Origin of the sequence: Mycolicibacterium chengduense (assembly GCF_033741155.1) — a bacterium.
In the GTDB taxonomy this organism is placed as follows: domain Bacteria; phylum Actinomycetota; class Actinomycetes; order Mycobacteriales; family Mycobacteriaceae; genus Mycobacterium.
This window is the reverse complement of the sequence record NZ_JAWQNH010000002.1, coordinates 408,219-433,545: the sequence shown is the minus strand read 5'-3', so window position 1 is coordinate 433,545 and position 25,327 is coordinate 408,219. Positions and strand designations below refer to the sequence as shown.

At 68.2% G+C, this 25,327-nt stretch carries 28 protein-coding genes and 1 pseudogene; 12 read left to right on the top strand and 17 right to left on the bottom strand.

Annotation, left to right across the window (positions count from 1 at the left end):
* Positions 1-27: 27 nt before the first annotated feature.
* The 3 genes and pseudogenes from SBI67_RS07645 to SBI67_RS07635 all read left to right on the top strand — a co-directional run.
* The gene (locus tag SBI67_RS07645) at positions 28-1,005 is read left to right on the top strand and encodes an iron-containing redox enzyme family protein (RefSeq protein ID WP_318979957.1); all 978 of its coding nucleotides are present in this window, start codon (positions 28-30) and stop codon (positions 1,003-1,005) included.
* Positions 1,002-2,090 carry a M42 family metallopeptidase gene (locus tag SBI67_RS07640; protein WP_318979956.1) on the top strand — a complete coding sequence of 363 codons (1,089 nt, stop codon included), beginning with the start codon at positions 1,002-1,004 and terminating at the stop codon, positions 2,088-2,090. The genes SBI67_RS07645 and SBI67_RS07640 overlap by 4 nt, the downstream gene beginning before the upstream one ends.
* 173 nt (positions 2,091-2,263) lie before the next feature.
* Positions 2,264-2,515: pseudogene (locus SBI67_RS07635) on the top strand (Orn/Lys/Arg family decarboxylase); the annotation flags it as partial.
* A gap of 55 nt (positions 2,516-2,570) precedes the next feature.
* On the opposite strand, the gene SBI67_RS07630 reads toward SBI67_RS07635, so the two are convergent.
* From SBI67_RS07630 to SBI67_RS07615, 4 genes are all read right to left on the bottom strand, one after another.
* Positions 2,571-3,323 carry an SDR family oxidoreductase gene (locus tag SBI67_RS07630; protein WP_318979955.1) on the bottom strand — a complete coding sequence of 251 codons (753 nt, stop codon included), beginning with the start codon at positions 3,321-3,323 and terminating at the stop codon, positions 2,571-2,573.
* Positions 3,324-3,471: 148 nt separating this feature from the next.
* Positions 3,472-3,915: a TIGR03618 family F420-dependent PPOX class oxidoreductase gene (locus tag SBI67_RS07625; RefSeq protein ID WP_318979954.1), complete on the bottom strand. Its 444-nt coding sequence runs from the start codon at positions 3,913-3,915 to the stop codon at positions 3,472-3,474.
* Positions 3,916-3,965: 50 nt separating this feature from the next.
* Entirely contained in the window at positions 3,966-4,886 is a 921-nt protein-coding gene (locus SBI67_RS07620) for a 2-hydroxyacid dehydrogenase (RefSeq protein ID WP_318979953.1), read from the bottom strand.
* Between the two features lie 5 nt (positions 4,887-4,891).
* Positions 4,892-5,407 carry a nitroreductase family protein gene (locus SBI67_RS07615; protein ID WP_318979952.1) on the bottom strand — a complete coding sequence of 172 codons (516 nt, stop codon included), beginning with the start codon at positions 5,405-5,407 and terminating at the stop codon, positions 4,892-4,894.
* Positions 5,408-5,490: 83 nt separating this feature from the next.
* Here SBI67_RS07615 and SBI67_RS07610 point away from each other — a divergent pair, with 83 nt between their 5' ends.
* Positions 5,491-6,081, top strand: coding sequence for an HD domain-containing protein (locus SBI67_RS07610; protein WP_318980481.1), 591 nt, complete (start codon positions 5,491-5,493; stop codon positions 6,079-6,081).
* A 121-nt stretch (positions 6,082-6,202) separates the two neighbouring features.
* The gene (locus SBI67_RS07605; RefSeq protein ID WP_318979951.1) at positions 6,203-7,024 is read left to right on the top strand and encodes a thioesterase family protein; all 822 of its coding nucleotides are present in this window, start codon (positions 6,203-6,205) and stop codon (positions 7,022-7,024) included.
* Between the two features lie 4 nt (positions 7,025-7,028).
* Here the strand turns inward: SBI67_RS07605 and SBI67_RS07600 are convergent, their stop codons facing one another.
* Entirely contained in the window at positions 7,029-7,946 is a 918-nt protein-coding gene (locus SBI67_RS07600; RefSeq protein ID WP_318979950.1) for a mechanosensitive ion channel family protein, read from the bottom strand.
* Between the two features lie 301 nt (positions 7,947-8,247).
* On the opposite strand from SBI67_RS07600, the gene SBI67_RS07595 reads away from it, so the two are divergent.
* Both SBI67_RS07595 and SBI67_RS07590 read left to right on the top strand, forming a co-directional pair.
* Positions 8,248-8,505: a DUF7218 family protein gene (locus SBI67_RS07595; protein WP_318979949.1), complete on the top strand. Its 258-nt coding sequence runs from the start codon at positions 8,248-8,250 to the stop codon at positions 8,503-8,505.
* Between the two features lie 64 nt (positions 8,506-8,569).
* Positions 8,570-9,274 carry a hypothetical protein gene (locus tag SBI67_RS07590; protein ID WP_318979948.1) on the top strand — a complete coding sequence of 235 codons (705 nt, stop codon included), beginning with the start codon at positions 8,570-8,572 and terminating at the stop codon, positions 9,272-9,274.
* Here the strand turns inward: SBI67_RS07590 and SBI67_RS07585 are convergent.
* On the bottom strand, positions 9,257-10,393 hold the full coding sequence (locus SBI67_RS07585; protein ID WP_318979947.1) for a DUF7802 domain-containing protein: 1,137 nt from the start codon (positions 10,391-10,393) through the stop codon (positions 9,257-9,259). The genes SBI67_RS07590 and SBI67_RS07585 overlap by 18 nt on opposite strands.
* Positions 10,386-11,321 (bottom strand): metal-dependent hydrolase, encoded by a 936-nt coding sequence (locus tag SBI67_RS07580; RefSeq protein ID WP_318979946.1) that lies wholly within the window; start codon positions 11,319-11,321, stop codon positions 10,386-10,388. The genes SBI67_RS07585 and SBI67_RS07580 overlap by 8 nt, the downstream gene beginning before the upstream one ends.
* Before the next feature lie 97 nt (positions 11,322-11,418).
* Here SBI67_RS07580 and SBI67_RS07575 point away from each other — a divergent pair, with 97 nt between their 5' ends.
* On the top strand, positions 11,419-12,021 hold the full coding sequence (locus SBI67_RS07575) for a TetR/AcrR family transcriptional regulator (RefSeq protein WP_318979945.1): 603 nt from the start codon (positions 11,419-11,421) through the stop codon (positions 12,019-12,021).
* On the opposite strand, the gene SBI67_RS07570 is transcribed toward SBI67_RS07575, so the two are convergent.
* Positions 12,022-12,915: a LysR family transcriptional regulator gene (locus SBI67_RS07570; RefSeq protein WP_318979944.1), complete on the bottom strand. Its 894-nt coding sequence runs from the start codon at positions 12,913-12,915 to the stop codon at positions 12,022-12,024.
* Between the two features lie 72 nt (positions 12,916-12,987).
* On the opposite strand from SBI67_RS07570, the gene SBI67_RS07565 reads away from it, so the two are divergent.
* A complete protein-coding gene (locus tag SBI67_RS07565) occupies positions 12,988-14,031 on the top strand; it encodes an alpha/beta fold hydrolase (protein ID WP_318979943.1) in 1,044 nt (347 codons plus the stop codon).
* Here the strand turns inward: SBI67_RS07565 and SBI67_RS07560 are convergent.
* From SBI67_RS07560 to SBI67_RS07530, 7 genes are all read right to left on the bottom strand, one after another.
* Positions 14,006-14,860: a hypothetical protein gene (locus SBI67_RS07560; protein ID WP_318979942.1), complete on the bottom strand. Its 855-nt coding sequence runs from the start codon at positions 14,858-14,860 to the stop codon at positions 14,006-14,008. The two genes, SBI67_RS07565 and SBI67_RS07560, sit on opposite strands and share 26 nt — an antisense overlap.
* 5 nt (positions 14,861-14,865) lie before the next feature.
* On the bottom strand, positions 14,866-15,222 hold the full coding sequence (locus tag SBI67_RS07555) for a cupin domain-containing protein (RefSeq protein ID WP_266045525.1): 357 nt from the start codon (positions 15,220-15,222) through the stop codon (positions 14,866-14,868).
* Positions 15,223-15,303: 81 nt separating this feature from the next.
* Positions 15,304-16,020, bottom strand: coding sequence for an SDR family NAD(P)-dependent oxidoreductase (locus tag SBI67_RS07550; protein ID WP_318979941.1), 717 nt, complete (start codon positions 16,018-16,020; stop codon positions 15,304-15,306).
* A gap of 3 nt (positions 16,021-16,023) precedes the next feature.
* A complete protein-coding gene (locus tag SBI67_RS07545) occupies positions 16,024-16,617 on the bottom strand; it encodes a sigma-70 family RNA polymerase sigma factor (protein ID WP_318979940.1) in 594 nt (197 codons plus the stop codon).
* 105 nt (positions 16,618-16,722) lie between these two features.
* Entirely contained in the window at positions 16,723-19,524 is a 2,802-nt protein-coding gene (locus SBI67_RS07540) for a helix-turn-helix transcriptional regulator (protein ID WP_318979939.1), read from the bottom strand.
* Positions 19,525-19,608: 84 nt separating this feature from the next.
* A complete protein-coding gene (locus SBI67_RS07535) occupies positions 19,609-20,388 on the bottom strand; it encodes an SDR family oxidoreductase (protein ID WP_318979938.1) in 780 nt (259 codons plus the stop codon).
* 67 nt (positions 20,389-20,455) lie between these two features.
* Positions 20,456-21,457, bottom strand: a complete 1,002-nt coding sequence (locus SBI67_RS07530; protein WP_266045410.1) for a LacI family DNA-binding transcriptional regulator — start codon at positions 21,455-21,457, stop codon at positions 20,456-20,458.
* A 79-nt stretch (positions 21,458-21,536) separates the two neighbouring features.
* Here SBI67_RS07530 and SBI67_RS07525 point away from each other — a divergent pair, with 79 nt between their 5' ends.
* Complete coding sequence (locus tag SBI67_RS07525; protein WP_024450972.1) at positions 21,537-22,310, top strand: TIM barrel protein; 774 nt, start codon at positions 21,537-21,539, stop codon at positions 22,308-22,310.
* Positions 22,311-22,371: 61 nt separating this feature from the next.
* On the opposite strand, the gene SBI67_RS07520 is transcribed toward SBI67_RS07525, so the two are convergent.
* Positions 22,372-23,070, bottom strand: coding sequence for a TVP38/TMEM64 family protein (locus SBI67_RS07520; protein WP_318979937.1), 699 nt, complete (start codon positions 23,068-23,070; stop codon positions 22,372-22,374).
* A gap of 131 nt (positions 23,071-23,201) precedes the next feature.
* Between SBI67_RS07520 and SBI67_RS07515 the strand changes: the two genes are divergently transcribed.
* The gene (locus SBI67_RS07515) at positions 23,202-23,444 is read left to right on the top strand and encodes a CDGP domain-containing protein (RefSeq protein ID WP_413232422.1); all 243 of its coding nucleotides are present in this window, start codon (positions 23,202-23,204) and stop codon (positions 23,442-23,444) included.
* On the opposite strand, the gene SBI67_RS07510 is transcribed toward SBI67_RS07515, so the two are convergent.
* Positions 23,413-24,051 (bottom strand): TetR/AcrR family transcriptional regulator, encoded by a 639-nt coding sequence (locus SBI67_RS07510; RefSeq protein WP_266045406.1) that lies wholly within the window; start codon positions 24,049-24,051, stop codon positions 23,413-23,415. The two genes, SBI67_RS07515 and SBI67_RS07510, sit on opposite strands and share 32 nt — an antisense overlap.
* A 69-nt stretch (positions 24,052-24,120) precedes the next feature.
* On the opposite strand from SBI67_RS07510, the gene SBI67_RS07505 reads away from it, so the two are divergent.
* Positions 24,121-25,284 carry an aromatic ring-hydroxylating oxygenase subunit alpha gene (locus SBI67_RS07505; protein WP_318979936.1) on the top strand — a complete coding sequence of 388 codons (1,164 nt, stop codon included), beginning with the start codon at positions 24,121-24,123 and terminating at the stop codon, positions 25,282-25,284.
* Positions 25,285-25,327 lie beyond the last annotated feature (43 nt).

Here is a 25,327-nt window from a genome sequence, read left to right as displayed (position 1 = left end):
GGAGTTCAGGCGCGGGTACCCACGGGCGTGCCGTCGACTGCCACCCATCTCCAGCCCGCACTTCCCTCCGCCGTCGGACCCGTCTCGGGTGCCCTTCTCGACCATCTGGCCTGCCGTGCGCCGCGTCGGCATTACGTGCCGGTGGAAGCCCCGGTGGGCGACACCAGGCCCTACGGCCACGATCTGCAACTCGCCCTCTATGTCAGCTACGAACTGCATCACCGGGGCTTCGCCGATGTCGACCCGCGCTGGGAGTGGGATCCCGGTGTGCTGCAGTTCCGGGCTCGGCTGGAGGAGGCGTTCGGGACCGCCCTGCGCGAGGACGTCGGTGACGTGTTGGCATGCACGGCCGCCGATGAGATCCGGCGGGTGTGCACCCGGTCCTCGGCGCTGGCGGAGCACCTGCGCGAGCGCGGCACCTGGGCGCAGATGCGGGAGTACTTCGTGCACCGGTCGGTGCACCGGTTGAAGACCGACGACGCGGGCGCTTGGGCCACCTACGCGATGACCCCGGCTGAATTCGCCCAGTCGGTCGCCGGTGCGCCGCAGCGCAGCTCCCGCGGCCGGTTCGCCGACGTGCTCAGTGCCGCTGGCCTGGACGACTCCTACCTGCACTATCTCGGCGAGGTGACCCCCGAGGCGTTGGCGCTGGTCAACATGATGTCCATGTTCGGCCTGCACCGGAATCTGCGCGGCGCCGCCACCGGCCAGGTGGTGGCAACCACGATCACCATCAGGCGTGCCTCGGCCGGGCTGCGCGATGCGCTGCTGCGGCTCGGCGCGCCGCAGCCGTGCGTGCAGTTCTACCGCGACCAGGCGGGCACCGCCGACGGATCGCCCCGCGGTGAGTCGGTGGGTGCCCTGCTGGAGCGCGAGCCGGAACTGGAACCCGATGTGGCGCTGGGCATCCGCGCGTTCGGGCTACTGGAAGAGCGCTTCGCCAGCCGATTGTTGACGTGCTGGGCCGACGGCCGTTCGTCGCTTCGGCATCTGTCGCTGCGATGAATCCAGCGCTACCCGATCTGGACCGCGACCTCCTGCGCGAACTGCTGGCCACCTACGGCCCCTGCGGGCAGGAGGACGAGGTGCGGGAGATCTGTCGGCGTGCGGTGGCGCCGCTGGTGGACGAAACCTGGGTGGACTCCGCGGGTAACCTGGTCGGCCTGCTGCGGGGCCGGGATTCTGCGGCCGCGCCGATACGGGTGATGGCGCATATGGACGAGCTGTCGATGCTGGTGAAACGGGACGGTTCGCTGCATGTGACCCAGCTGGGCACGATGTATCCGGGCAATTTCGGCTTGGGGCCGGTTGTCGTCCTGGGGGACCGCGAGCGATTGAATGCAGTGCTCACCCTGGGATCGGAGCACACCACTCAGGAGAGCCCTCGGATCTGGGAGACCAAACCCGACCAGGGGGACAAGGCGATGGATTGGCTGCACGTCTATGTCTTCACCGGGCGCACGCCCGAAGAGCTGGCGCGAGCGGGCATCGGGCCCGGCACCCGGGTGTGCGTCGACGGCAGCAAGCGCACACTCTTCGAGTTCGGTGACTATCTCGGTTGCTATTTCCTGGATGACCGCGCGGCGATCGTCGCGGTGGTGCAGGCGCTGCGTGAGTTGGTGGGCGACGGTGGCCGGCCGGCCGGCGACGTCTACGCCGTGTTCACCACCAACGAGGAGATCGGCGCGGCCGGCGGCTCGTATGCCAGCCGGACGCTGCCCGGTGATCTCACGCTGGCCGTGGAGGTCGGCCCGACCGAGGCCGAGTACGCGACCACCTGCGCCGGCGGACCGATCGTTGCCTACAGCGATGCGCTGTGCGTCTACGACAAGGTGGTGGCCGACCGGCTGGTCCATATCGCGGCCGGGCTCAACCTCGACCCGCAGTCTGCCGTGCTCGGTGCGTTCGAATCGGATGCCTCGCACGCCAAAGCGAATGGGGTGAGCGCGCGCGCCGGCCTGCTGTGCCTGCCGACGATGAGCACCCACGGCTACGAGGTGATCACCCATGCTGCGATCCCATCGGTCGCGGCGACGCTGGCTGCCTTCCTCCGCGAGCCCGGGCCGGCGGGCACCGCGCTGACCGGCTGACAGGTGTGCGGTCGCCGGCCCGCGGGTAATCGCAGACGGTGAACCAGTCCGAGGCGCCGTTGCTGGACGCGCTGGCCCAGTACCACCACCTCAACCGGTACGGCTTCACCCCGCCCGGGCACCGGCAGGGCCGGGGCGTCGATCCGCGGGTGCTGGCCGTGCTCGGCCGGATCCAACTGGACACCGTGATGTTGCCGCGGGACGCGTTCTTCGGAGCCGCCGAACAGGTGCCCGCCATCGAGGCGGTGGGACGCATTGCGGCCGAACAGATCACGCCCTACCCGCCGGGGATCCCGGCCGTCGTGCCGGGGGAGCGGTTGAACGACGCGGTGCTCGACTACCTGCGCTCAGGGGTGACCGCCGGCATGAACGTGCCGGACCCGGCCGATCCCAGCCTGCAGACGCTGCGGGTCGTCGCGCAGTGATTTGTGGAGCCGCAGCCGTAATGGTTACGGGTGCGGCTCCACAAATCGCCGGGAGTTAGGCCGACCGGTCGATGAGGTAGTCGGAGCCGCCGACGTAGACGATGCCCGGGTGGTATGGCGAGCGCGCGGCACCGGCGATGGCGGCGGCGAACTCCTCGATGGTCGGCAGCGGGGCGTGGGCGCGACGGGCGTCGACCGCGCCGGGGTCACGGCGCTGCAGCAAGCGGATGATGATGGTCCCGTCGATCATGTCACCGGACACCACCGTGAAATGGATTCCGCGCCGGTCGAACTCGTGCTTCATGCCGTGCAGGGCCGTCTCGCCGGCACGCTTGCTCAGTGCGATGGGGGCATAGCCCTTCGGGACGGCCTTGTGCGGGTAGAAGTGCGCCTGGTGGCTGGTGACGAAGACGATCCTGGCGCCGGGCGGCATGAGCGGCAGTGCCAACTCGACGAGCCGCCGCTGCGCATCGCGGTTCAGCCGCATGGCGTAACCGGCGTCGGCGCCCTGCTCCAGGCCACCCGAGGCGTTGAGGACCAGCATGTCCAGCCGCCCGAAGCGCCGTCCGATCTCGGTGATCATCGCGGCGGCCGAGGCCTCGTCGGAGATGTCGGCGCCAACTGTGGACGCCTGGCCGCCGAGGTCGCGGATGTCGTCGGCGACCGTCTCGGCGCGCTTGGCCTTCTCTCGGTAGTTGACGATCACGTGGGTGTCGGGCTCGGCGAGTTGCTTGGCAACCTCGGCGCCGATGCCGCGAGACGCACCGGTGACCAGGACGATCTGGTTGGTGGTCAGGGTGGCGTGCATATCGGTTCCTTCCGCTGGTCACGGCGGAGATCGCTCCGCCGTGCTGGCCCTACCCGGAAGAACGGTACACCGAATTTAAGAAAAATAAGAGATACCTAAGGTAACGGTAAGGTGGAGCGTCGATCGCTTTCCACGGCTACACGCGAGATCAGCCGTTGCCGTAGACGCGGGTCGGCGTGATGAGCACCGCGGTGCGGCCCTGCTCTCGCATCACCCGGTCGTAGCTGTCCCAATCGTCGTGGGTGCCACCGGCCGCGGCGAAGATCTCGCGCAGCAGCACCCGCAACCGGTCGGGATCGGTGAGCCACGGCTGCGGATCGGCCGGCCCCGCCAGCTCGGCGTGCCCTTCGACGGTGGCCCATTGCCAGCCTGACCGGAAGGTCACCGAGATCTGGGGTCGCCGCCGGAGATTGGCCAGCTTCACCCGACCGTAGGTGACGAAGGCCAGGACCGGTTCCGCCGTGCCGGGGTGGGTAAGCACGCCTGCGTTGATCAACGAGGACTGGATGGTGGTGTCAGCGCGCAGTGTCGACACCACCGCCAACCCCTGGTCCGCGGCGGCCAGTGCGGCGGCTTCGGTGAGTGTGGGCATCGCGGACTCCTTCTTTTCGGCAGAGGGGCCGCCGTGGGGTCGCCCTGGGGTCATTGTGCGGGCACGCCCGGCCCGGCGACCAGATTCGACGGGACACCGCCCCCGGCGTAACGCTCGATCTGGTCACGGGCCACCACCCAGGCGCGTTGCCAGGCGCCCTCGGTGCTGCCCGCCACGTGCGGAGTCAGCAGCAGCCCAGGCGCCGACCACAACGGATGCCCCGTCGGCAACGGCTCGGGGTCGGTCACGTCGAGGGCCGCCCGTAGCCGCCCGGAGGTCAGCTCGGCCAGCAAGGCGTCGGTGTGCACCGCGCCGCCGCGGCCGGCATTCACCACCACCGCGCCGTCCGGCAACAGCGCCAGTACCTCCGCGTTCACCAGGCGGTATGTCGAGGCATCGGCGGGCAGCATGGCCACCAGCACATCGGTGCGGGGCAACAGGTCGGTCAGATCGTCCAGCGCGCGCACGCCGGCGCGGGGTCGCCGGCCGATCAGGGTCACCTCCGTCTCGAAGGGAGCCAACCGTGCTGCGAGATTGACCGCCAGATCGCCGGCGCCCAGGATGACGACCCGTTTACCGATCAGCGTCTCTGTCGACCGGTGTTCCCACACCTGCGCGGCCTGCTGGTCACCGAACGATCGCAGCTCCCGGAAGATGGACAGCAGCGCCGCCACCACCCATTCCGCCGACGAGCCACCGTGGGCCCCGCGCCCGTTGGACAGCGACACTCCCGCCGGGATCCACGGCAGCCACTGCTCGTACCCGGCGTTGAGGGTCTGCACCAGGCGCAGTGCCGGCAGGTCGGCCAAGCGCGCCCCGACCGCCGGCGCGTTCTCGTAGCCGACCACCACCACCTCGGCGTCGTTCCCGTCCGTCGGCCACGGTGCACCCGGCTGGTACCGGATCGGTTCCAGCACCGGTGACTCGTCGAGCACCTTGACGCCGAGATCGTCGGGAACCAGAACCTGCACGCCGCTCACCAGCGCCCCCGATGCACAACCTCGTCGAAGCGCCGGCGGTCCGGTTTGACGATGGGCCGCAGCGGCCGGTCAGCCGGATATCCGATACCGAGTAGATAGGAGACCAGATGGTGCTCCGGTACGCCCAAGATCGACCGGGCCTTCTCCTGGTCGCCGACGGCCGAATGCCCGGTGCCGATGCCGAGGTCGGTCGCCGCCAGCGTCATCGCCAGGGTGGCCTGACCGAGGTCGTACTGATCGATCAGCTTGGTGCGCTCATCCGGTGGCTCAGGAACGACCAGCGCAATGGCGGCGGCAGCCGACGCGATATGGCCCGCACCCTGCCACACGGTCGCGAGTTCGGTCAGCTGCTGGCGGTCGGTCACGATGACGAAATCCCAGTGCTGTTGATTGCGCGCCGACGGTGCACGCCAGGCGGCCTCGGCGATGCGCTCCAGGTCGCGCTGCGGCACCGGTTCGGGACGGTACGTTCGCACGTTGCGCCGGGCTCGGATGGCGTCCCAGGTCTCCACTTCATCTCCGTTCGTCGACTGTCCTGCAAAACCGTCGTCTGGTGTCGCATATTTCGGTGCCCGCCTAGGATTTCGCTGTGACCATGCCCGAGGTCCTGCACACCCACCCGTTGGTCGAGGAGATCCTCGAGTCGCATCGGTACCGCGCGCATGGTGACGACGTGGGGTTCGACGCGTACAAGGCGCACGTGTACCGGGTGCTGAACTTCGCCCGTGCGCTGTCAGCGGACGTGCCCGGTCGTGATGACAAGCTGGCGATCGCCGCGTCCTTCCATGACCTGGCCGCTTTCGAGAGCCTCGATTACCTGGCGCCCTCGATCGTGGCGCAGGACGCCTGGCTGCAGCGCACCGGACGGACGCAGTGGTCCGACGAGCTGGCGGTCATGGTCGCCGAACATCACCGCTTCACCCGGTACGCGGCACCGCGTCCGCACGCCGTGTTGGTCGAGGCCATGCGCCGGGCCGACCTGGTCGACGTCAGCCAGGGGCTGGTCCGATTCGGCCTGCCGGGCGCCTTCGTCAAGGAGGTGCGCGGCAGCTTCGACGCCGGCGTCTTCTTCAAACGCGTCATCCCGGCCGGGCTCGTCAAGACGGCGCGGACACTGCAGCCGCTGGGGTTCCTGCGGCCCGGTGACGCGCTGCGGCGTTCGGGGCATCAGGGCGCCGACAGCTGACGGACGCGGCCCGTGGGGCAGATCGGCACCCCGATCGGGCTCCGGTTACTGTTCGACACGTTCATCGTGCGCTCGCTGACACGCCGGTGGCCCGGGCGGCCGTACTGGCGGAAGGACCATCATGACCGACACTGCACCCTTCACCCGACTGGTCGCGCTGGAGGAGACCGGCGACGGCGTGTTCACGGCCGTCGTCGACCCGATCTGGACGATCGGCCCGAAGGTGCACGGTGGTTGCTTGATGGCAGTGTGCGCTGCGGCGGCGCAGCGGGTCTCGTCACAGGAGCCGATCGCGGTGAGCGCCAGTTACCTCGCCGCCCCGGACCCGGGACCGGTCCGGGTCGCCACCACCGTGCGCAAGCGGGGCCGGCAAGTCAGCGTGGTCGACGTCGAACTGTCCCAAGGTGACCGGACAGCGGTCACGGCCACCGTCACGCTCGGGCCCCTCGATAGCGACCAACCCCGACATCGGGAACCGCTTGCGCTGCACGACATGCCGATCGCACCGCCGCCCGACGCCGTCCACATCACACCCGATCACCCCATGGGACAGATCGTGCACGTGGCCCAAGGCTGCGATCTGCGGGTCGATCCGTCGGCGGCGCACTACCTGTCCGGGCGCCAGGGCGATCCGGTCAACCGAATGTGGTTGCGACCCTTCGCCGACGACGAGTCCGACCCCGGCACCGCGCTGCTGTTCGCCTTGATGGCCGGCGATATCAGCGCGCCCGTCACCATGAACCTCGGCATGTTCGGCTGGGCGCCGACCGTCCAACTCACCACCTATCTGCGTCGCCGTCCCGCCCCGGGATGGATGCGGGTGATGGCCAGTGCCACTGTGCTGGGCGATGTCTGGTTCGAGGAGGACCACGTCATCCTCGACTCCGACGGGCACGTGGTGGTGCAGAGCAGGCAGCTGGCGATGATCCCGAAGGGAGTGTGACGGCTCAGCTGCGGCTGGCCACGGCGTCGACGGTCGGACGGAGTTCGGCGTCCCCGGCGATGCCCGCGCGCCGTAGCTTGCCGACGATCATGCCGCGCAGCCGGCGCCCCACCTCGAATTGTTTGCCCGGCAACGTGCGGGCCACCATGCGAACGTGCACGTTGTCGACCTCGATACTCTCCACTCCCATCAACGACGGGGTGTCCAGCAGGAGGTCGCACAGCTGCTCGTCCTTGGTTGCTTCGGTGGTGACATCCTGCAGCAGTTTGTTCACCTGGTTGAGATCCTCGGACACCGGCACCGGGATGTCGATGACGGCGCGGGCCCAGTCCTTGGACAGGTTGTTCGACCGCACGATCTGCCCGTTCGGGATGGTGTACACCTCCCCGTCACTGTTACGGAGCTTGGTCACGCGCAGGGTGACATCCTCGACGGTGCCGACCGAGTCCGTCGACGCACCGGTGACCGTCAGACGTACGAGATCGCCGAAGCCATACTGCTTTTCGACGATGATGAAGAACCCGGACAGCAGGTCCTGAACCACCCGCTGCGCGCCGAAACCGAGCGCGGCGCCGAGCACGGCGGCCGGCGCCACCAAGGACCCTATCGGTAGGCCCAGCAGGCCGATGATGTCCAGTCCGACGATGATGTACACCACGGCGATGGCCACCCAGGAGATCACCGAGGCGACAGCCTGTCGGTGCTTGGTGGCCTCCGACCGGACCAGCGCATCACCCTGGGACACCCCCAGTCGGCGGGTGATCCGTTGCGCCGTATAGCGGATGAACCGGGCGGCCAGTATGGAGAACAACACCAGCACGACGATGCGTAGACCCTTGTGCGCGACCCACGTGCCGACCTCGCTGTGCCAGAAGGAATTCCAATATTGCGCCGCTGAGGCGGTCAGTTGTGTTCCCTGCATGCCACCTCAGCTCACCGTGAACGTGTCGACGGTGGCGATGTGATGTTCCGGCGCCCGGAACAAACGCTGATGCATGAAAACCTCTCTGTCGATCGCGCGCCGCTCACCGCTCCTGGCAGCGACGACGCGTGGGCGGTCCTGGCGACGTCCCGTGCGCGCTGTCAGTGCGGCTCATCGGGCGTCGGTGACCCTTGCGGTGTTGCCCACGGGTGCGGTGGCCAAACCTGCGCGAGGTTTCAGTTTGTGCGGGTCCGGGAATCATCACACAACACACGCACGATCGGCCGAGGAGGTAGCCACGGTGCCGAATGCATCGATCAAGAACGAAGAGATGTACCGCGACCTGCGTGAAGAGGGAAATTCCAAGGAGAAAGCCGCCCGAATTTCCAACGCTGCGGCCAACCGCGGAGCGTCGGCGGTGGGACGTAAGGGCGGCCGATCAGGCAGCTACGACGCGTGGACCGTGGTGGAACTGCGCAAACGCGCCAAGGAGCTCGGGCTGTCCGGCTACTCGAATCTGCCGAAAGACGAGCTGATCAGCAAACTCCGCGACTACTGACTGGCAACCAGTCATCGTCAACCCTGGTCCCGGTCCCGGGCCGAGCATGCGTCAGGATGTCGCTATGGGCCTGTTGCCGCTACCGAAAGCCGAACTCACCGACGAGGACGTCACCAGCGCGCTCGGCCGCGCTGTGGGTCTGATCGACCTGATCCTGGAAGTGCTGGCCGAGGCCGACCCGCTCGGGCTGCGACCGCGACTGCGCTGTGCCGACATCCCGGGTACCCAGGCGTGGGACGCGAAGGATCGCGCGGCCCGGGTCCGCTGGTGGGTACGGCGCGTGGGGGCCCTTGACACCGTCCTGGTGGCCTTCCCCGGGGTCTTCGGTGCGGTCGCGGACCGCCTGCCGATCCAGGATCTGCTCGGATTCACGAACCAGGCGATCGTGTTGTGCGCGGTGGCGCGCGAACACGGCATCACCGACACGCCCACCCGGGTACGGATGCTGGCCGAGGTGTTGTGTGGCCGCGATATCGCTGCCGACGTGGACGCCGACGTGAACTCTGCGCCGCCGCAGGAACCCGGTTGGGCGCAGATGTCGCTGGCCGGCAAGGTCTGGCACCTGGCGGGCATCCTCAACGCCGTCGGCGGCGAACTGGGCAAGCGGCCCCAACCCCGTGGCCTGTTCCGCTACCTGGGCATGCTGCCCTGGCTGGGCGCGGTCGCCGACTATTTCGGCGAGTACGGCGCCCTGGTGCGCGCCGCCGCCGCGGCCGAGCAGTGGATCAGCTCGCACACCGGCCGGGTTGGCTCACCGGCCGGACAGTAGCGGCTCGGGCGCAGCCGTGGCGCGCGGCGCCACGCTGCGGCAGGCGGTGAGGCACAGCGCGGCGATGGCGAAGCACAGCACGGTGTACCAGAGGCTACCGACCGGGTCTCCGTCGGCCGTCACCCCGCCGTCGGCGCCGAAGTAGGCGGGCAGGGCGGCGACCCACAGCACCGCCATGACGACCAGGTATACCGCGGCGTAGCCCAGGATGAGCGGGTTGTGATGGGCGCTCCCGGACCCGCGCAGGGTGCGCCATTGGCCGATGAGAGCCGGTATCGCGACGACGCTCAGTGCCACCAGTTCCAGGGCGTACACGATGCCACCGATATCGGTGCTGCCGGTCAACCTGGTGACCACGGTGGCGGGCAGCGGCAGGACCGCGGTGCCGACGGAGGCCAGCACACCGACCACGATGGTGCGCCAAACGATCTGCCAGCCGGTGTAATTCGTGCCGGCGTCGACGTGGCGCCCGACGAACAACTGCACGCAGAAGGCCAGCGACATCGGCCAGAGAGCGGCGAACACCACGACGCTGGGGAGCGGGACGGAGTCGAAGAACGGTTGATTCATGGGATGGTCCAGCGTCCATTCCCACCACCGCAATTGGGGCCCGAGATGATCGAAGATCTCGTAGAAGGCGTGGTGGACGAATCCGACGCAGATCGCGCCGATCAGCACCCCGCGTCGGGCGAACACGCCGAGAACACGGACGATCTCGAATGCGACGGTGGCCATCATCGGATAGATCGCGATGATGTAGAGCGGCAACCGGCCCCACAGGAAATCGACGGTGAACACGTTGTGCGCGAACATGGTGTCGACGTACTCGCCGATCCCGAACTGCGCGGGGAAGTACAGCGGTGGCTCGATGATGAGCAGGTAGGCGATGGCGCCGAACCACAGCACGATGTTGGTGGGATCACCGTGGCGGCGCCACCGGGTGACGGCGTACACCAGCGACAGCACCGCGCCGGTGATGACGATGAGCTCCAGTACCGGCAGCGTCCAGTTCTCCAAAGCCAGCGGATTGCGCAAGGAGATGAGGCCACCCATCTCGTCGCACGAGAAGCCGAGGCGCGCAGCCAAACCAGCGAATGTCGCGGCGCACAGATCAGACATCGGCGGCCGCCCTGGCCGTGTCGCCGGCCGTGTACCACTTGGTCACGTCGTAGCCCTCGTCGTAGCGCCGGAACCACTCACCGGCCAGCGCAGGCAGCTTCTCGTGCGCCGGATCGTGCCCGGGTATCTGGCTGCGCACGATACCCACGAACGCGGTGAGCAGTTCCCGCTTGGACAGATTGGGGAACGGGCTCTGGAACGGCCCGTAGTCGGGCCGGCGACCGATCTTCTGCAGAAAGGCGTTCTTGCCGCGCTCGAGGGCGAAGGTGGAGACCGCGTCGACCTTGCGCACCTCCAGTGGGATGTGCTTGTTGAAGCCGTCGCACGCCATTCGTACGACATCCAGTACGTGCTTGAAGATGGACGGGGCCACCCGGGCCCGGTACCAGGGGTCGCCCACCAGGCCGTTGTAGATGATCAGGGCCGAGCTGCGGTGTTCGACCTCTTCGACGAAGTGCCACAGGAACAGTGAGGCCACCCGGTCATCGCCCGGGGCGAACAACGTTGCGTCGTTGTCCAACATCAGCTTGAACACCGGGGTGAAGGTGGCCTCCAGGTCCGCGGTGTAGGCGAGCCGGTACTTCAGCGGCGTGTTCTCGACCAGATCGTCGAAAGCGGCCATCACCTGGTCGAGGGTCTCCTTGAGGGCCGGGTAGGCCTTGATCAGTCCCCGCGCGTGCTGGCGGTGGGCCATCGAATGCTGGCCCTCCTGCCGCGTGAACGCGTCGGCTTCCTCGGCGATCACCGGATCGGTGAGCAGCGGCTTGGCCTCGGCCATGGTGCTGACGATCATCTTCTCGAACGCGATGGCCAGGAAGGACACCGCATTCGCCATCGCCGAGAACGCCGGATTGGTCTCGTTCCACAGGAACGGGACGTCGTAGTCGGCGAACGCAAACCGCATCTTGCGTACCACCAGGTCCGTCATGGGAACACCTCGCTGTGATCATACAAATCTGCCGTCGTGTGTATGTTGACATTGCGTGCTGTACGACGTCAACGCGGGGTGGCGATATCCTTCGACCATGGCGCGCAGGCGCGGATGGGGTGGCGAGCCGCCGCGCAGCGACGAGGAGGCGACGGCGCGGATCGTCGAGGCGGCCGTGAAGCTCATTGCGGAGACGGGCAAGGGCATCAGCATCGCCGATGTCGCCGCATCCCTCGGGGTGATCCGCCAGACGGTGTACCGGTACTTTCCGACGGCCGAGTCCCTGATGCACGCCGCGGCCATCGCGTCGGTGGACGGCTTCCTGGACCGGCTGGCCGGCGCGGTCGGTGGCATCGCCGACCCGGCCGAAGCGATGACCGAAGGGGTGATGTTCACCCTCGAAGAGGTGGCGCGCATCCCGCACCTGGCGATCCTGCTGTCCGAGTCCTACGAGAACGCCCGGCCGGGCAGCATGGCCTCCGACGAGGCGCAGGACTTCGGTATGCGGATGATCAACCGGTTCGACGTGGACTGGGCGGCCCACGGGTACGACGACGCGGCCCTGCACGAGTTGGTGGAGTTCACGCTGCGGATGATGCTGTCCTTCTTCGTGGCACCCAATCCGGCCGGGCGGTCACGGGAAGACTTGCGCCGCTTCGTCAAACGGTGGCTGGGTGGTGCGATCACCGCGCAGCGCTGACTAACCGGCCCGGGTGGCGGTGGCCAGCAGGGTGTCGGCGAGCCGCACGGTGGCCGGGGTCATCCGCTCGGCCGGTGGTGAGGCGAGGTAGACCTGCCAGGTCACCGGGTTGACCAGCTCGACGGCGTTCAGGTGGGGGAACCGGCGCGCCTCGCAGCGGGGCATGAAGGTGGTGCCCAGCCCGTTGCTCACCAATTCGGCGATGGCGGCGAAGCCGGCAGGCACCTCGTACTGGGTCTGGGCGTGCACCCCGGCGGCGTGAAAAGCGTTGTCCACCAGCTTTCGCAGCCCGAAGTCGGGCGGGAGGCCGACCAGTTCCTCGGTGGCGACATCGGCGATGTCCAATCGTCGCGATGCTGCCAGCGGGTGGTCGGAACGGCACACGAAGGTCATCGGTTCTTCGAACAGCAGCCGCAGGTCCAGCTGCGGGGGAAACCGGTTGGGCATCGACACCAGGGCCAGGTCCAGTGACCCCTCGGTCAACGCGGCCAGATAGGCCGAGGCGCCACTCTGGCTGAGCCGCAACCGTAACCGCACGTGCGGATGCGCCCGGTGGAACTCACCGAGTGCGCCGGCCACGTCCAGCGGGCCGAAGGAAATCAACGATCCGAACTCAACTGTGCCGGAGAGGGTTCCGCGGAACTCACCGATCGACTCGGTGGCCGCCCTGGTTGCCCGCAACACGTCGAACGCGTGCGCCCGGAAGCGTTCACCGGCGGCGGTCAGGGTGATCTGCTGACGGCTGCGGTCGAACAGCTGTACACCCAGCTCGCGCTCGAGCTTGCCCACCGAGGTGGACAGGGCCGATTGCACGACGTGGGCGCGCTCGGCAGCCCTGGTGAAGCTCAGCGCGTCGGCGACGGCGAGAAAGTGTTCGATCTGACGCAGTTCCATATCTACACGGTAGATGGCTCAGATGAAAAAGAATCGTTGGACCAGATGGGCGCGATGCGTTCAGATGAACCCATGACTGGTGCCGCCTCACCCGGGATCAACCGCCGGACCTTCGCTCGGCTCACCACGCTGGCCGCGGGTGCGCTCACCGTGGCCGCCTGTAGCCCCGCGCCGAAGGACGGTCCGGCCGCCCCGTCCGGCCCGCCGGCCGCACCACGGCACGCGTTGGGGCCCGTCAAGCAGATTGACGCGGGAGTGCTGACGGTCGGTTACGTGGACGCCGGGCCCGCCGACGGGCAGCCGGTGATTCTGCTGCACGGCTGGCCGTATGACATCCACAGCTATGCCGATGTCACCGCCATCCTTGCCGGGCAAGGCTTTCGGGTGATCGTCCCGTTCGCCCGCGGCTTCGGGTCCACGCGGTTCCGGTCGGCCGACACCGTCCGCAACGGCCAGCAGTCGGCGCTGGCGCACGACGTGATCGACCTGATGGATGCGCTGAACATCCCCAGCGCCATTCTCGGCGGCTACGACTGGGGCGGTCGCACCGCCAACGTGGTCGCCGCGCTGTGGCCACACCGCGTGCGCGGGTTGGTCGCGGTCAGCGGCTACCTCATCGTCGACCTCGAAGCCAACCGTGCACCACTGCCGCCGAAGGCGGAATACGGTTGGTGGTACCAGTATTACTTCGCCACCCCGCGGGGCGAACTCGGCTACCGGCAGAACACCGCCGACTTCAACCGTCTCATCTGGCAGAACGCTTCGCCGCTATGGCATTTCGACGACAGCACCTATGACCTGTCGGCGGCGGCGTTCGACAACCCCGACCACGTGGCCATCGTCATCCACAATTACCGGTGGCGCCAGAGCCTGGCCGCCGGTGAAGCCCGCTACGACGACGACGAACGACGGCTGGCCGCGAAACCGCCGATCACCGTTCCCACCATCACGATCGGCAGCGACTTCGACGGGCCGGCCAAGGACGGTGCGGGCTACCGAGCCCGCTACACCGGCCCCTACGACCACCGGGTGCTCGACGGTATCGGGCACAACGTCCCGCAGGAGGCACCAGATCGGTTCGCCGCCGCGGTCAACGACGTGCACCGGATGGCGTGAGCCACGACGCGATATTGCGCACGTAATCCTTGAAGGTCTCCAGACGGGATGGATCGTCCTTGATCGCACAGCCGGGCGACTCGGTGACGAAGGTCGGCGCGCCGCGGCCGACATCCCAGTTGTAGTCCGCGAAATGGTGAAAGGTGGACTCCGCAAGTGCCCGGCCCATCATGTGCTCGCCCGGTGGACCCGATTCCTCCAGTGCGACAGCCAGATTGAAACGCCGTCCGGTCGATGCGCTGCGGCCCTGGGCCACCACGCGCGCGCCCGGCACGTCGTCGGCAACCAACCCCTCATGCGGGTGCGCCGGGAACCACTCGATGCGCCCGCTGGCGGTTCGGCCGGTGCGCAGCAGTTCATGTGGGACGCCGTCGACCAGCACCGGTTGGTAGTCGCCGTTGGCGCCGGAATGGAAGTTGGGCCAAGAGATATCGGGATTGTCGCGGTCGTCGCACATGCTGTCCGGGTCGACCGCCGGGTCGTGGAATCGATTCACCATCCCCAGTGAACCCAGCCGCAGCAGGCAACTGCCGAGTTCCTGATGATCACGGGCAGTCAACACCCCACCTCCGGCCAGCCGGAATCGGCTGATGGCCGTGCACTCGGCCTCGGTGAGGCCGCCGCCGGTATCGACGGCCATCAGCCACAGTTGGTCGTAGCCGAGCTCGTCGAGATGGGACAGCACCGGATCGTCGTCGTCACCGGCGCGGTTGCGGGCGATCACCTGATGCCCGGCTGCGCGCAGTTCGTCGGCGAGCAAGGTGAACCGGGAGATGTCCCAGTCGTCGGCGTTGGCCGGAATGGTGGTCTGTAACAGGATTCTGGACATCGAACTCACTCCTGCGCCGGCACGCGCAGGTGCGCGCGGGCCGCCAGTTCCTCGTCGTCGACGAGGGTGAGCATCGGCTGCCCTGGCACACACATCATGGTGACCAGGAAACGGCTCCTGACATCGTCGCGGTGGTTGGCATCCGAATAGTGGATGACATCACCGCCCGGCTCCCAGAACGCCTCACCGGCCCGGATGACCCGTGGCGGTTCGCCTTCCAACTCGAACAGCATCTCGCCCTCGAGCATGTAACCGAATGCCGGACCACTGGGGTGCCGGTGCGGCGGTGCGCCGGCGCTACCGGGTGGATATTCGATGATGACCGTCATGGCGTGCGCGCCTTCGGCGATGGCAGGCGGCATCACCTCCTGGACGACGGTCAACGCGTCCTCCCAGCCGGGGTCGTATGTTTTCGTCACGGGGTGCTCCTCGGGGTGTTCGAGTCAGATGGCGCTGCCGCCGCCATCGGCGTGCAGCGTGGAACCGGTGATGAAACTGGCGAGCGGAGAGGCCAGGAAGAGCACGGCCTGCGCGATCTCCAGGGGATCGGCGGTGCGGCCCAGCGGAAGTGAGCGGCCGAGTTCCTCGTTGGTGTCGCCCCATTCCGCCTGCACGCCTTCGGTTCTGGTGGGGCCGGGAGCGACGCTGTTGACACGGACCCCGCCCGGACCGAATTCGGCGGCCCACGTGCGGGTCAGCGATTCCACCGCAGCCTTCGATGCGCTGTACGCCGACGCCCCCGGTACGCCTTTGCCGGCAACCATGGTGGTGATGTTCACGATGCTGCCGCGCCCGCGGGCGAGCATCCCGGGCACCAACGCGGCAGTCAGGAAGTAGAGTCCCCGGACATTGGTGGCAAAGGTCCGCTCGAAGGGGTCGAGTTCCTGCTCGACGGTGAGAGCCGCGGGAAAGGCGGCGGCATTGTTCACCAGGATGTCGACCTCCGGCGCCTGCCGGGCCAGCGCTCGTACCGACTCCATATCCGACAGGTCGGCCCGGACGAACCGGGCTCCGATCGCGGCCGCCGCCGCGGCACCCCGGTCGCCGTCTCGGCCGGTGACGAGCACCGTCGCGCCCGCAGCGGCCAGCAGTCGTGCGCAAGCCAGCCCGATCCCCGCGGTGCCGCCCGTGACCAGTGCGGTCTGCTGTGTCAGTTCCATCGGTCAGGCGATCCGTCGCTCGTGCACGGCCAGTGAGGTGCGCAACCGCTGGCGACCACGCGAGACCCGGGACATCACCGTGCCCATCGGGATGTCCATGATGGCCGCGGTTTCGGCATAGGTGTAGCCCTCGACATAGGCGTAGAACATCGCCGTGGTGAAGCCCTCCGGCAGTTCGGCGAGGGCCTCGGTGAGCTCCGGATCGGGCAGCGCCCCGAGCACCACGGCCTCGGCGGAGTGCAGGCCACCGGACTGATGGGTGGCGGCGCGGGCCAGCTCTCGGTCGGTGATCTCCTCCACCGTCACCTCGGCGGGGCGGCGTTGCCTGCCTCGGTGATTGCTGATCCACCGGTTGTACATGATCCGGAACAGCCAGGCCTTCAGATTGGTGTCGGGGCGGAACTTGCGGAAGCCGGTGTAGGCGTGCAGCAGGGTGTCCTGCAACAGATCCTCGGCGTCCGCCTCGGTGCGGGTCAGCCGGCGGGCGCCGCGATGCAGCACATCGAACAGTGGCTGGGTGTCACGGGCGAAGCGTGCCGCGAGTTCGGCATCGGATTCGTGCCCGGCCCCGTCGGCCGGGACGGATGTCAGGGTCATGAGTGCCTCCGCGCGTCATTGGTTTTCTCGTTCGAGAACCAGCCTTGTCGGCGAAGGGGCGCGGCGGACCCTTGAAAGTCCGTAGTCGCGACTCCGTGGTGCGGATCAGCCGGCCGGCCCCGGTGCCGACGAGAGCGTGCGTAACTGTTTGCGCGAGGTGATGCCGAGTTTGACGAACACCTTGCGCAGGTGCCATTCCACGGTGTGGGTGCTGATGAACAGCTGGGCGCCGATCTCCTGGTTGGTCAGGCCGTTGCGGGCCAGCTGGGCGATCTGGGCTTCCTGGGCGGTGAGTTCGTCCCCGGAACCGGCGGCCTGTCTGCGGACCTTGTCGCCGCTGACGTTCAGTTCGCGACGTGCCCGCTCGGCGAAACCGTGTGCGCCCATCGTGGTGAACAGTTCGTGGGCGGCGGTCAGCTGTTTCCGGGCGTCCGCGCGACGGTTGGCCCGCCGCAACCACTCCCCGTAGGACAACCGGGCCCGGGACAGGTGGAGCGCGATGTCGGCGCGCTCCAGTCGCTCGATCGCTTCGACGAAAGCCTCCTCGGCATCGTCATTGTCGGCAAGCAGGGCCTGCGCGGCCGCGACCGCGCCGAGGCCCCAATCGGTACCGCTGGCACCGGCGCGCTCCTCGAGCTTCGGCAGCGCCGCTTCGGCAGCGGCGCGGTCGCCGGTGTGGACCGCCGCCTCGATGAGTTCGTACAGACACCAGCCGTAGAAGCCGAGGTCCTCGTACTCACAGCAGCGGTGCGCGGCGGCCAGTGCCTCGTCGTAGCGGCCGAGTCCGTTGTAGAGCACGGCCTTGCTGAAGCCGGACAAGCCGAGCAGCCGCCCTTCACCACGGGCCGCACCGTCGGCGGCGGCCGCCTCGATGATCGCCTCGGCTTCGGCGACCGCGCCACGCCACGCGGCGAGCAGCAGCGTGTGATAACGCACCGGCGCATTGCCCATCGATGCGGTGATGGCCATGGATTCCTCGATCAGCGTTGTGGCCGAATCGAACTCGCCGCGGTAGAAGTGGACGCCGGCTCGATAGCCGAGTGCAGGTGGCAGCGCGGCCAGGGCGCCGGCCTCCCTGGCCCGCCGCACCGTGTCACCGGCGATCCGTTCCAGCACCTCGTCGTCCCACATCTCGTGGGCGGCTGATTCCTGGGCGACCGGGAACGGCCAATACAGCCATTGCCCGGTCTGCTCCTGAGCGTGGGCGTTCCACAGTTCGAGTGCCGCACTCAAATCGGCCGAACCGGTGCCAGGACCGTCGACGATCCGGGTTGCCATGCCGCGCAACAGATAGTCGACCGGCCGGCGCAGCTGCGCAACGGAGCCCGCAGCCGCCAGACCCGCAGTGGCCACCTCGACCATCAGGTCGGGCTCGCCGAGACGGCCGGCGTACATGGCTGCGGTCAGGGCCTCCAGGTAGGTTTCGCGGGCCAGCTCGTCGTCCAGGCCGGTCAGCGCGCGCGCCGCGTCGAGCAGTTGGGCGGCGGCCGCACCGACGGGTGGCGTTCCTGCCGACGTGGCCCGGCTGCGCACGAAGTCCATCTGGGCTCGCATCCTGGTGACCAGGGCTCGTTGCAGGGTCGATAGCGGGCCCGCTTCGGCCAGCGCCAGCAGCTCGTAGGCGGCCTCCGGCGCGGCCGCCTCCCGCTTGGCGTCGGCGGCCGCGATGGCACGTGCCCCCCGCAGTGCCGGGTCCAGCGTGAGGATGGCCGCACGCTCCAAAAATGCTGCCGCTGCGGCGATTCCGCCTCTGCACTGGGCACGGTCGGCCGAGGCCTCCAACTCAGCGGCGATGGTGTCGTCGGGGCCGGTCGCGGCGTTGGCGGCATGCCAGGCCCGGCGGTCGGGATCGGCCTGCGGATCGGTGGCGTCGGCCAGCGCACGGTGCACCACCCGACGGTCACCGAGGTCGGCGGCGCGGTACGCGGCCGAGCGCATCAGCGGGTGGTGGAACCGCATGCGGTGCCCGAATTCGATCACGCCCGCCTCTTCGGCAGGGGCCAGGGCATCGACCGGGATACCCAAGGCCGCGGCCGCCCGCAGGAACAGCGCAGCATCACCCACCGGCTCTGCGGCGGCAACCAGGAGCAACCGTTGCGTATCGGCAGGCAGCGCGGTGATGCGCCGCACGAACCCGGCCTCGATCGCGGCCGTCGATGATCTCTTGCCGGCAATCCAGAAGCCCCCGGCCAGCTCGGTTGCCGTCACGGTGCGTGGCACATCGACCAAAGCCAGTGGTAGGCCGCGAGTTTCGGCGACGATGCGATCCCGCACCCGGGGGTCGATGCCGCCGATCATCACCGACTCCAGCAGTGCCCTGGCATCAGCGTCGGACAGCCCCGTGATCGGCAGGTCGGGTAGTCCTGGCAGGATTTCGGCGTGGCCCTCGCGCACGGCGAAGACCATGGCGATGCGTTCGGCGAGTAGGCGCCTCGCGACGAACGCCAGGGTCTGCACCGACGCCTGGTCGAGCCATTGCGCGTCGTCCACCAGGCAGAGCAGTGGTTGATCGTCGGCCGCCGCGGCGAGCAGGCCGAGGACGGCCAGGCCGACCAGGAACCGGTCCGGGGTGGGACCGGTGCCGTACCCGAAGGCCACCGCAAGGGCTTGCCGCTGCGGCACGGCAAGAGTGTCGACGTAACGCATCAGCGGTGCGCACATCTGTTGCAGAGCAGCGAATGCGAGTTCCATATCGGTCTGCACTCCGGCGACCTGGACGACGCGGAAATCGGCTGCCACGCCGGATGTGTATTCCAGCAGCGCCGTCTTGCCGACCCCGGCCTCGCCCCGGAGGACCACTGCCCGGCCGGTGCCGGCGCGCGCCTGCAACACCAGGTCGGCCAGCGTTGCGGACTCGCGGCCGCGGCCGCGCAACGTTGTTCCCCGCCCGCCGGCTTGGCTCGACATAGCTACCACCGTGTCTGTTCGATTCGATCTTGGATGCTAGCGAGTGCAGGTGTGCAAGGCGATGGTGGGCCGCCAGACCCAGGGCTAGCCGCGTTGTTCGGTGGCCGCGGTTTCGAGAATCCAGTCCGCGAACCGGGTCTCGAACAATGTCGCGCCGGCCGACGGCACCAGGGTGTCGGCATCGATGTCGATGCCCCAGTACGTGGCGGTGGGGTCGGTGATCACCGTCCGGCCGTCACCGCGGGCGGTCAGCGCTGTCCGGATGAGGTCGGGCAGGTCGAAGCGTTGTGGGCCGCCGATTTCGGAGACCCCGTTGACGGGTTCTCCGAGTGCCGCGATGGCGACCCCCTCGGCGACATCGGATGCGGCCATCGGCTGGATACCCTTGGCGGGCAAGCGGACGCTTCCCTCGACGGTCGCCGAGTCGGCGATGACGCCCAGGAACTCGAAGAACTGCGTTGCCCGCACGATGGTGTAGGGAATCGGGCCGGCCCCGATCAGGTTCTCCTGTGTCAGCTTTGCGGCGAAGTAGCCGCTCTGCCGTGCCAACGTCGGGGTGCCCACCACCGAGAGGGCCACGTGATGCCGCACCCCGGCGGCGGACTCGGCGGCCAGCAGATTGGTTGCCGACCTGGTGAAGAACTCCAGTGCCGGCCCGTCCTCGAAGCTCGGCGAGTTCGATACGTCGACCACCACATCGGTCGGCCGCCCGGCACCGGTCAGCACGTCGGTCAGCCCTTCGCCGGTGACGGCGTTCACCCCGGTCCGCGGCGAGGCGGCGATCGCCTGGTGGCCGTGTTCGGTCAAGGCGTGCACCATCTTCGATCCGATCAGGCCGGTCCCGCCGATGACGACGATGCGCATGCTGTTCCTCTCCGGCCGCAACCCTCGGCGGCCCTCCGCGGACCAGAACGGATGCGCCGGTGCGGATTCATCCCGTCGCGGTGGGTGCCGAGGTGGTGCCCCGCACCACCAGTGTCGGGGGGACGACGATATCGACCGGCCCGGTGCTGTCGTCCGTCTCGTCGAGTCGGCTCACCAGGCGGGCCACCGCCGCACGAGCCAACTGCCGGGTTTCTTGCCGAATGGTGCTCAGGTCGATGTGGGCCAGCCGGGCCGCCGGGCTGTCGTCGAAACCCAGCACCGAAACCCGTTGGGGTACAGCGACACGAGCTCGCACCAGGACGTCGAGTACACCGAGTGCGCAGCGATCGTTGAAGGCGAAGATCGCCGACGGCAGGGCCGCGCCGGAGCCGAGCAGGGCCGTGGTGGCGGCGGCGCCTTCGCGCTCGGTGAGGCCGCCGGGCACAGTGGCTGCCGTCAGGCCGGCGGCGCGCATGGCCTGCGTGTAACCGCGGCGCCGTTCGGCGGCGCCGGGCGCACGGCCACCGTCGAGGTGGACGATATCGCGATGCCCGAGAGCGTGCAGGTACTCGACGGCCATCGCAGCGCCGGCGGTGTCGTCGCTGCGGACGGCGTCCACACCGCGTAGGCGCCGTGCGACGACGACTACCGGGATAGTGGTGGCCAACCGGATGAGCTCGGCGGCGGACAGCTGCGGACCGAGCAGCAGCAGGGCCTCGCACCGGTCGTCCAGCAGGGTGCGTACGGCGCGGCTTTCATCGTGGTGTCGGGTGACGCCGCTGAGCACGACGTCGTAGCCGAATTCGTCTGCGGCGGCGTAGACGCCGTCGACCAGTTCGGCGTGGAATTCCTGACCGGTGGCGAAGGCTACCCCGAGCAGTTTGGTGCGCAGTTGACGCAGTCGCCGCGCCCGCGGGTCGGGGCGATAGCCGATCTCGTCGGCGGCCAGGCGCACCCTGGCGCGGGTCTCGTCGCTGGCGCCGGGGACGTCGCGCATGACGATGGACACCAGCGCGCGCGAGACACCGGCGTGCCGGGCCACATCCTCCAGCGTGGGTCGGTGCTGCATGACACGACACTAGAAGGTTCTAGTCGAGCAGTGCTTTACTGAACGCGACTAGAACGTTCTAGTCGAAAGGAGAGAGAAGATGGGTTTCCAGCTGGCCGTCTGCTCGGAGATGGTGTTCCGGGACCTGCCGATCGTCGAGCGGGTCGAGCGGATTCACGAGCTCGGCTTCGCCGCAGAAATCTGGAGCTGGCACGACAAGGACCTGGCCGCGCTGGCCGCGACGGGGGCCACCTTCACGTCGATGACCGGTTATCTGCACGGCGACCTGATCGACCCGGCCACCGCCGGCGAGGTGGTGCGCACCGCGGAACTGAGCATCGAGGCCGCCGAGACGCTCGGCGTCACCCGGCTGAACCTGCACACCGCCGAACTGGTGGACGGTCAGGCGGCCCGGCCGCGGCAGCGCGCCACCGGGGAGATGTGGCTGACCGCGCTGCGCACCCTGGAGCGCATCGGCGAACTCGGGGCGCGTGCGGGCGTGACGTTCTGCGTGGAGAACCTCAACACCATCGTCGACCACCCCGGTGTGCCGCTGGCCCGTGCCAAGGACACCCTCGCGCTGGTGGAGGGCGTCGGGCATCCCAACGTCAAGATGATGCTGGACCTCTATCACGCGCAGATCGGGGAGGGGAACCTCGTCGAGTTGGTGCGGCGGTGCGGCCCGGCGATCGGGGAGATCCAGGTGGCCGACGTGCCCGGCCGCTGCGAACCGGGCACGGGGGAGATCAACTACCCGGCGGTCGCGCGGGCACTGGACGGGATCGGGTTCACCGGCACCGTCGGCATGGAGGCGTGGAATTCCGCGGACAGCGAGACCGCGCTGACGGCCTTCCGGGCGGCGTTCACGGTGTGAGCCGCGTTGACTTGGCGTTGGTGGCGGGCGCTTCTCGCACTTTTGCGCCGCCACGGCCAAGTCAACGAGGTGTGCGGCCGCGCCAGGCGCGGTAGCCGCGGTGGGCGGCGAAAACCCCGACGATGGCGGTGACACACCACACCGCGGCGGCGGCGAACGCGAGCGCGGCGGACTTCTCGCCGAGCGCCGCGCCGAGTGAGGTGTACACGAACGCACGCGGCGTCGACCCGATGAGCGCGCCGAGTGCCATCTGCCACAACGGCATTCCGAACGCCCCGAACGCATAGGCGGCCATCGTGTCGGACATGCCCGGAATGAACCGCTGCCCGACGACGGCCCACAACCCGCGCCGCTCGATCAAGCGGTCGAGGCGATCCGCCCGCTCGGGGCCGAGCAACGCGCGGGCACTGTCACGTCCGGCCCGGCGCCCGACCAGACTGGCGATCACCGCGGTGCCGACGGTCGAGCCGAGGGTGACGGCGAGTCCCACGGCCGGACCGAACAGCAGTCCGCTGCCGGCGGCCAGGATCGGGCCCGGCACGAACAGCGCGCCGAGTACGGCCGAGACCACGATGTAGGCGAGCGGGGCGGCGGGTCCGGCGGCGGTGACGACGGCGCGGATCTCGTCGGCGTCGATCACCTTGCCGAACACCATCAGCGCGAACAGTGCCGCCAGGACCGCCGCGAACAGGACCAGGCGCACGATGTGGTGACGCCGATCCACAGTCTCCCGGTTGGCTGCGCCCTCGGTATCGGTCATCTCGTTTGTCATTCTTCCGTACTCGGGGGGGCGGTGCTGTGCCGGCGAGATCACACTTGCCGTGGACCCACCACCGGAGGATAATCCTAGTCAGGCTAATTAATTGGTCTGAGCAAGGAATGGCATGAGCGATGAAGGCGAAGATTGCCGGCGCCGTTCTGGTGGCGTTGGCCTTGTCGGCGGCGGGTGCGGTCGCTTCGGCGCCGCCGGCGGCCGCTGAGTGTGGAAGTGCCGTCGTCTGGGGCAACGGCGGCGGTCAGTGTGACGGGCCGTTCTATCCGGACGGCAGTTTCCAGCGCTGCGTGACGGTCTATGTGCTGGGTATCGGCGGTTCGAATTGCTTCATCGTTCCTCCGCCGCCCCCGCCGCCCTGACGGTGACGCGCGCGGCGTGCGCGCTGACGGCGGGCGCGACCCAGTCGTCGAGGTAGTCGCGCAGCGCCTGACCGTGCCGCGCGGGGCGACCGGGGTCGACGATGAACGACTGCAGGATGCGCAACATGAACTCGACCAGTTCATCGAGCCTGCTGTCGGCGAATCCCGCTGCGGTCCAATCGATGTCGAAGCGTTGGAGGATGCTGCGGCCGAACCCGATGGCGATATCGGAGGTCACCCCCGCGGTGAATGCACTGGCCTTGCCGGGCTGCAGAACCAGGCCGAGGTAGCGGTCGTGTGGCAACTGCTCGACGGTGTACGCGATGCCCTCGACGACGGCTTCCGTGGGGTTGCGGATCGAACCAAGTTGGGCGGCAAGGCGATCCAGGAACCCGTCCACGGATGCGACGGCCGTTGCGGCCATCAGCGTCTCCTGGGTGGGAAAGTATCGATAAATCGTCTGACGGGTGACGCCCAGGGCTTGGGCCACCGCGGACACGCTCACCGTGCCCTGGGCGTCGATGGCGCGGCGGGACGCGTCGACGATCCGGGTCACCGCTTCGTCGTCGTCGGCCGGGATGTCGCCGGACCAACCATGCCTGCGCATGCATCGATCGTCGCATGGATCGGCGCGCAATCTTGACAATACAGTCATTGGCAAATGTATGGTCTAGTCATGGTTCCCACACCCACGACGTGCGCTGACGAGGCGCTGACCCGGCGAGCCCTGCGGCATGCACTCGACGGCACCACCGATATGGCCGATGCCGTGCTCAAGGTGCCGCTGCACTATTACCGCGATCCCAAGATCACCGAGATCGAAGAGGCGCAGATTCTGCGCCGGGTGCCGCTCGCGATCGTCCCGTCGGCGCAGTTGCCCGAGCGCAACGACTACGTGGTGCGCTCCGTGCTGGGTGATTCGTTGCTGGTCACCAGGGACCGGACGGGCGCCGCTCATGTCCTGCTGAACTATTGCCGGCACCGTGGGGCGATGCCGGCCTGTGGGTCCGGCAATGCCGCCCGCTTCGTGTGCCCCTATCACGCCTGGACCTATCGCAACACCGGCGAATTGTTCATGGTGCCCGGCAAATCGGGCTTCGACACCATGGACAACGCCGACTACGGGCTGGTCGAACTTCCGTCACAGGAACGGTACGGGTTCATTTGGGCGGTGCTGACCGCCGATGCGTCCATTGATGTCGACAACCATCTGGGAGCGCTGGGACCCGAACTCGCGCAATGGAATTACCAGTCGTATGGCTACCATACCGATCGGGAGTTCTCCTCCGAGGTGTCCTGGAAAGGAGCGCTGGAGGCGTTTGCCGAGGGGTATCACTTCCCCTTCGTGCACGGCGAAAGCCTGATCGGGCAGAACACGCTACCCAACACCTCGATCTACGACGAGTTCGGCAAGCATCACCGGATCGGGTTCCCGTTCACCTGGATCACCAACGTTGAGCAGGACGCGGACGCGCCACGCGAACCGTCGGCGAATATGGGCGTCATCTACTGGGTGTATCCCAACCTCATCCTGGCCAACAGCCCGGTCGGGGTGGAGATCATCGACATGCTGCCCGCGGGCGAGCCGACGCGCTGCACGGTGCGGCACAGCTGGATGGGGCGCGTCCCGGCCGTGGACGACGACATGCGTGCTTTCTACGACACCGTGTACGAAGGGGTGCATGCCGCGGTGCGCGACGAGGATTTCGCGATGCTGCCGCAGTGCGGCGAGGGCGTCCGGCACGGCCAGCATGACCACATGATCATCGGCCGCAACGAGATCGCCGTGCAGCACATGATCAAGGTGTTCGCCCAGGAGCTGGGCGTCGCTCTCGGATGAGGCATGCCTGTTCAGCGGCTGTCATGCCGCTGAACAGGCAGAG

Bases quoted from the DNA above. Each gene is read 5' to 3' on its own strand.
- SBI67_RS07570 (WP_318979944.1), bottom strand. From the start codon at position 12,915: ATGGAACTGCGTCAGATCGAACACTTTCTCGCCGTCGCCGACGCGCTG.
- SBI67_RS07505 (WP_318979936.1), top strand. From the start codon at position 24,121: ATGGTTCCCACACCCACGACGTGCGCTGACGAGGCGCTGACCCGGCGA.
- SBI67_RS07520 (WP_318979937.1), bottom strand. From the start codon at position 23,070: ATGACCGATACCGAGGGCGCAGCCAACCGGGAGACTGTGGATCGGCGT.
- SBI67_RS07580 (WP_318979946.1), bottom strand. From the start codon at position 11,321: ATGACGGACCTGGTGGTACGCAAGATGCGGTTTGCGTTCGCCGACTAC.
- SBI67_RS07600 (WP_318979950.1), bottom strand. From the start codon at position 7,946: ATGCAGGGAACACAACTGACCGCCTCAGCGGCGCAATATTGGAATTCC.
- SBI67_RS07540 (WP_318979939.1), bottom strand. From the start codon at position 19,524: ATGTCGAGCCAAGCCGGCGGGCGGGGAACAACGTTGCGCGGCCGCGGC.
- SBI67_RS07640 (WP_318979956.1), top strand. From the start codon at position 1,002: ATGAATCCAGCGCTACCCGATCTGGACCGCGACCTCCTGCGCGAACTG.
- SBI67_RS07560 (WP_318979942.1), bottom strand. From the start codon at position 14,860: ATGTCCAGAATCCTGTTACAGACCACCATTCCGGCCAACGCCGACGAC.
- SBI67_RS07535 (WP_318979938.1), bottom strand. From the start codon at position 20,388: ATGCGCATCGTCGTCATCGGCGGGACCGGCCTGATCGGATCGAAGATG.
- SBI67_RS07515 (WP_413232422.1), top strand. From the start codon at position 23,202: ATGAAGGCGAAGATTGCCGGCGCCGTTCTGGTGGCGTTGGCCTTGTCG.
- SBI67_RS07565 (WP_318979943.1), top strand. From the start codon at position 12,988: ATGACTGGTGCCGCCTCACCCGGGATCAACCGCCGGACCTTCGCTCGG.
- SBI67_RS07575 (WP_318979945.1), top strand. From the start codon at position 11,419: ATGGCGCGCAGGCGCGGATGGGGTGGCGAGCCGCCGCGCAGCGACGAG.
- SBI67_RS07630 (WP_318979955.1), bottom strand. From the start codon at position 3,323: ATGCACGCCACCCTGACCACCAACCAGATCGTCCTGGTCACCGGTGCG.
- SBI67_RS07625 (WP_318979954.1), bottom strand. From the start codon at position 3,915: ATGCCCACACTCACCGAAGCCGCCGCACTGGCCGCCGCGGACCAGGGG.
- SBI67_RS07550 (WP_318979941.1), bottom strand. From the start codon at position 16,020: ATGGAACTGACACAGCAGACCGCACTGGTCACGGGCGGCACCGCGGGG.
- SBI67_RS07530 (WP_266045410.1), bottom strand. From the start codon at position 21,457: ATGCAGCACCGACCCACGCTGGAGGATGTGGCCCGGCACGCCGGTGTC.
- SBI67_RS07610 (WP_318980481.1), top strand. From the start codon at position 5,491: ATGCCCGAGGTCCTGCACACCCACCCGTTGGTCGAGGAGATCCTCGAG.
- SBI67_RS07590 (WP_318979948.1), top strand. From the start codon at position 8,570: ATGGGCCTGTTGCCGCTACCGAAAGCCGAACTCACCGACGAGGACGTC.
- SBI67_RS07545 (WP_318979940.1), bottom strand. From the start codon at position 16,617: ATGACCCTGACATCCGTCCCGGCCGACGGGGCCGGGCACGAATCCGAT.
- SBI67_RS07585 (WP_318979947.1), bottom strand. From the start codon at position 10,393: ATGTCTGATCTGTGCGCCGCGACATTCGCTGGTTTGGCTGCGCGCCTC.
- SBI67_RS07605 (WP_318979951.1), top strand. From the start codon at position 6,203: ATGACCGACACTGCACCCTTCACCCGACTGGTCGCGCTGGAGGAGACC.
- SBI67_RS07555 (WP_266045525.1), bottom strand. From the start codon at position 15,222: ATGCCGCCTGCCATCGCCGAAGGCGCGCACGCCATGACGGTCATCATC.
- SBI67_RS07510 (WP_266045406.1), bottom strand. From the start codon at position 24,051: ATGCGCAGGCATGGTTGGTCCGGCGACATCCCGGCCGACGACGACGAA.
- SBI67_RS07525 (WP_024450972.1), top strand. From the start codon at position 21,537: ATGGGTTTCCAGCTGGCCGTCTGCTCGGAGATGGTGTTCCGGGACCTG.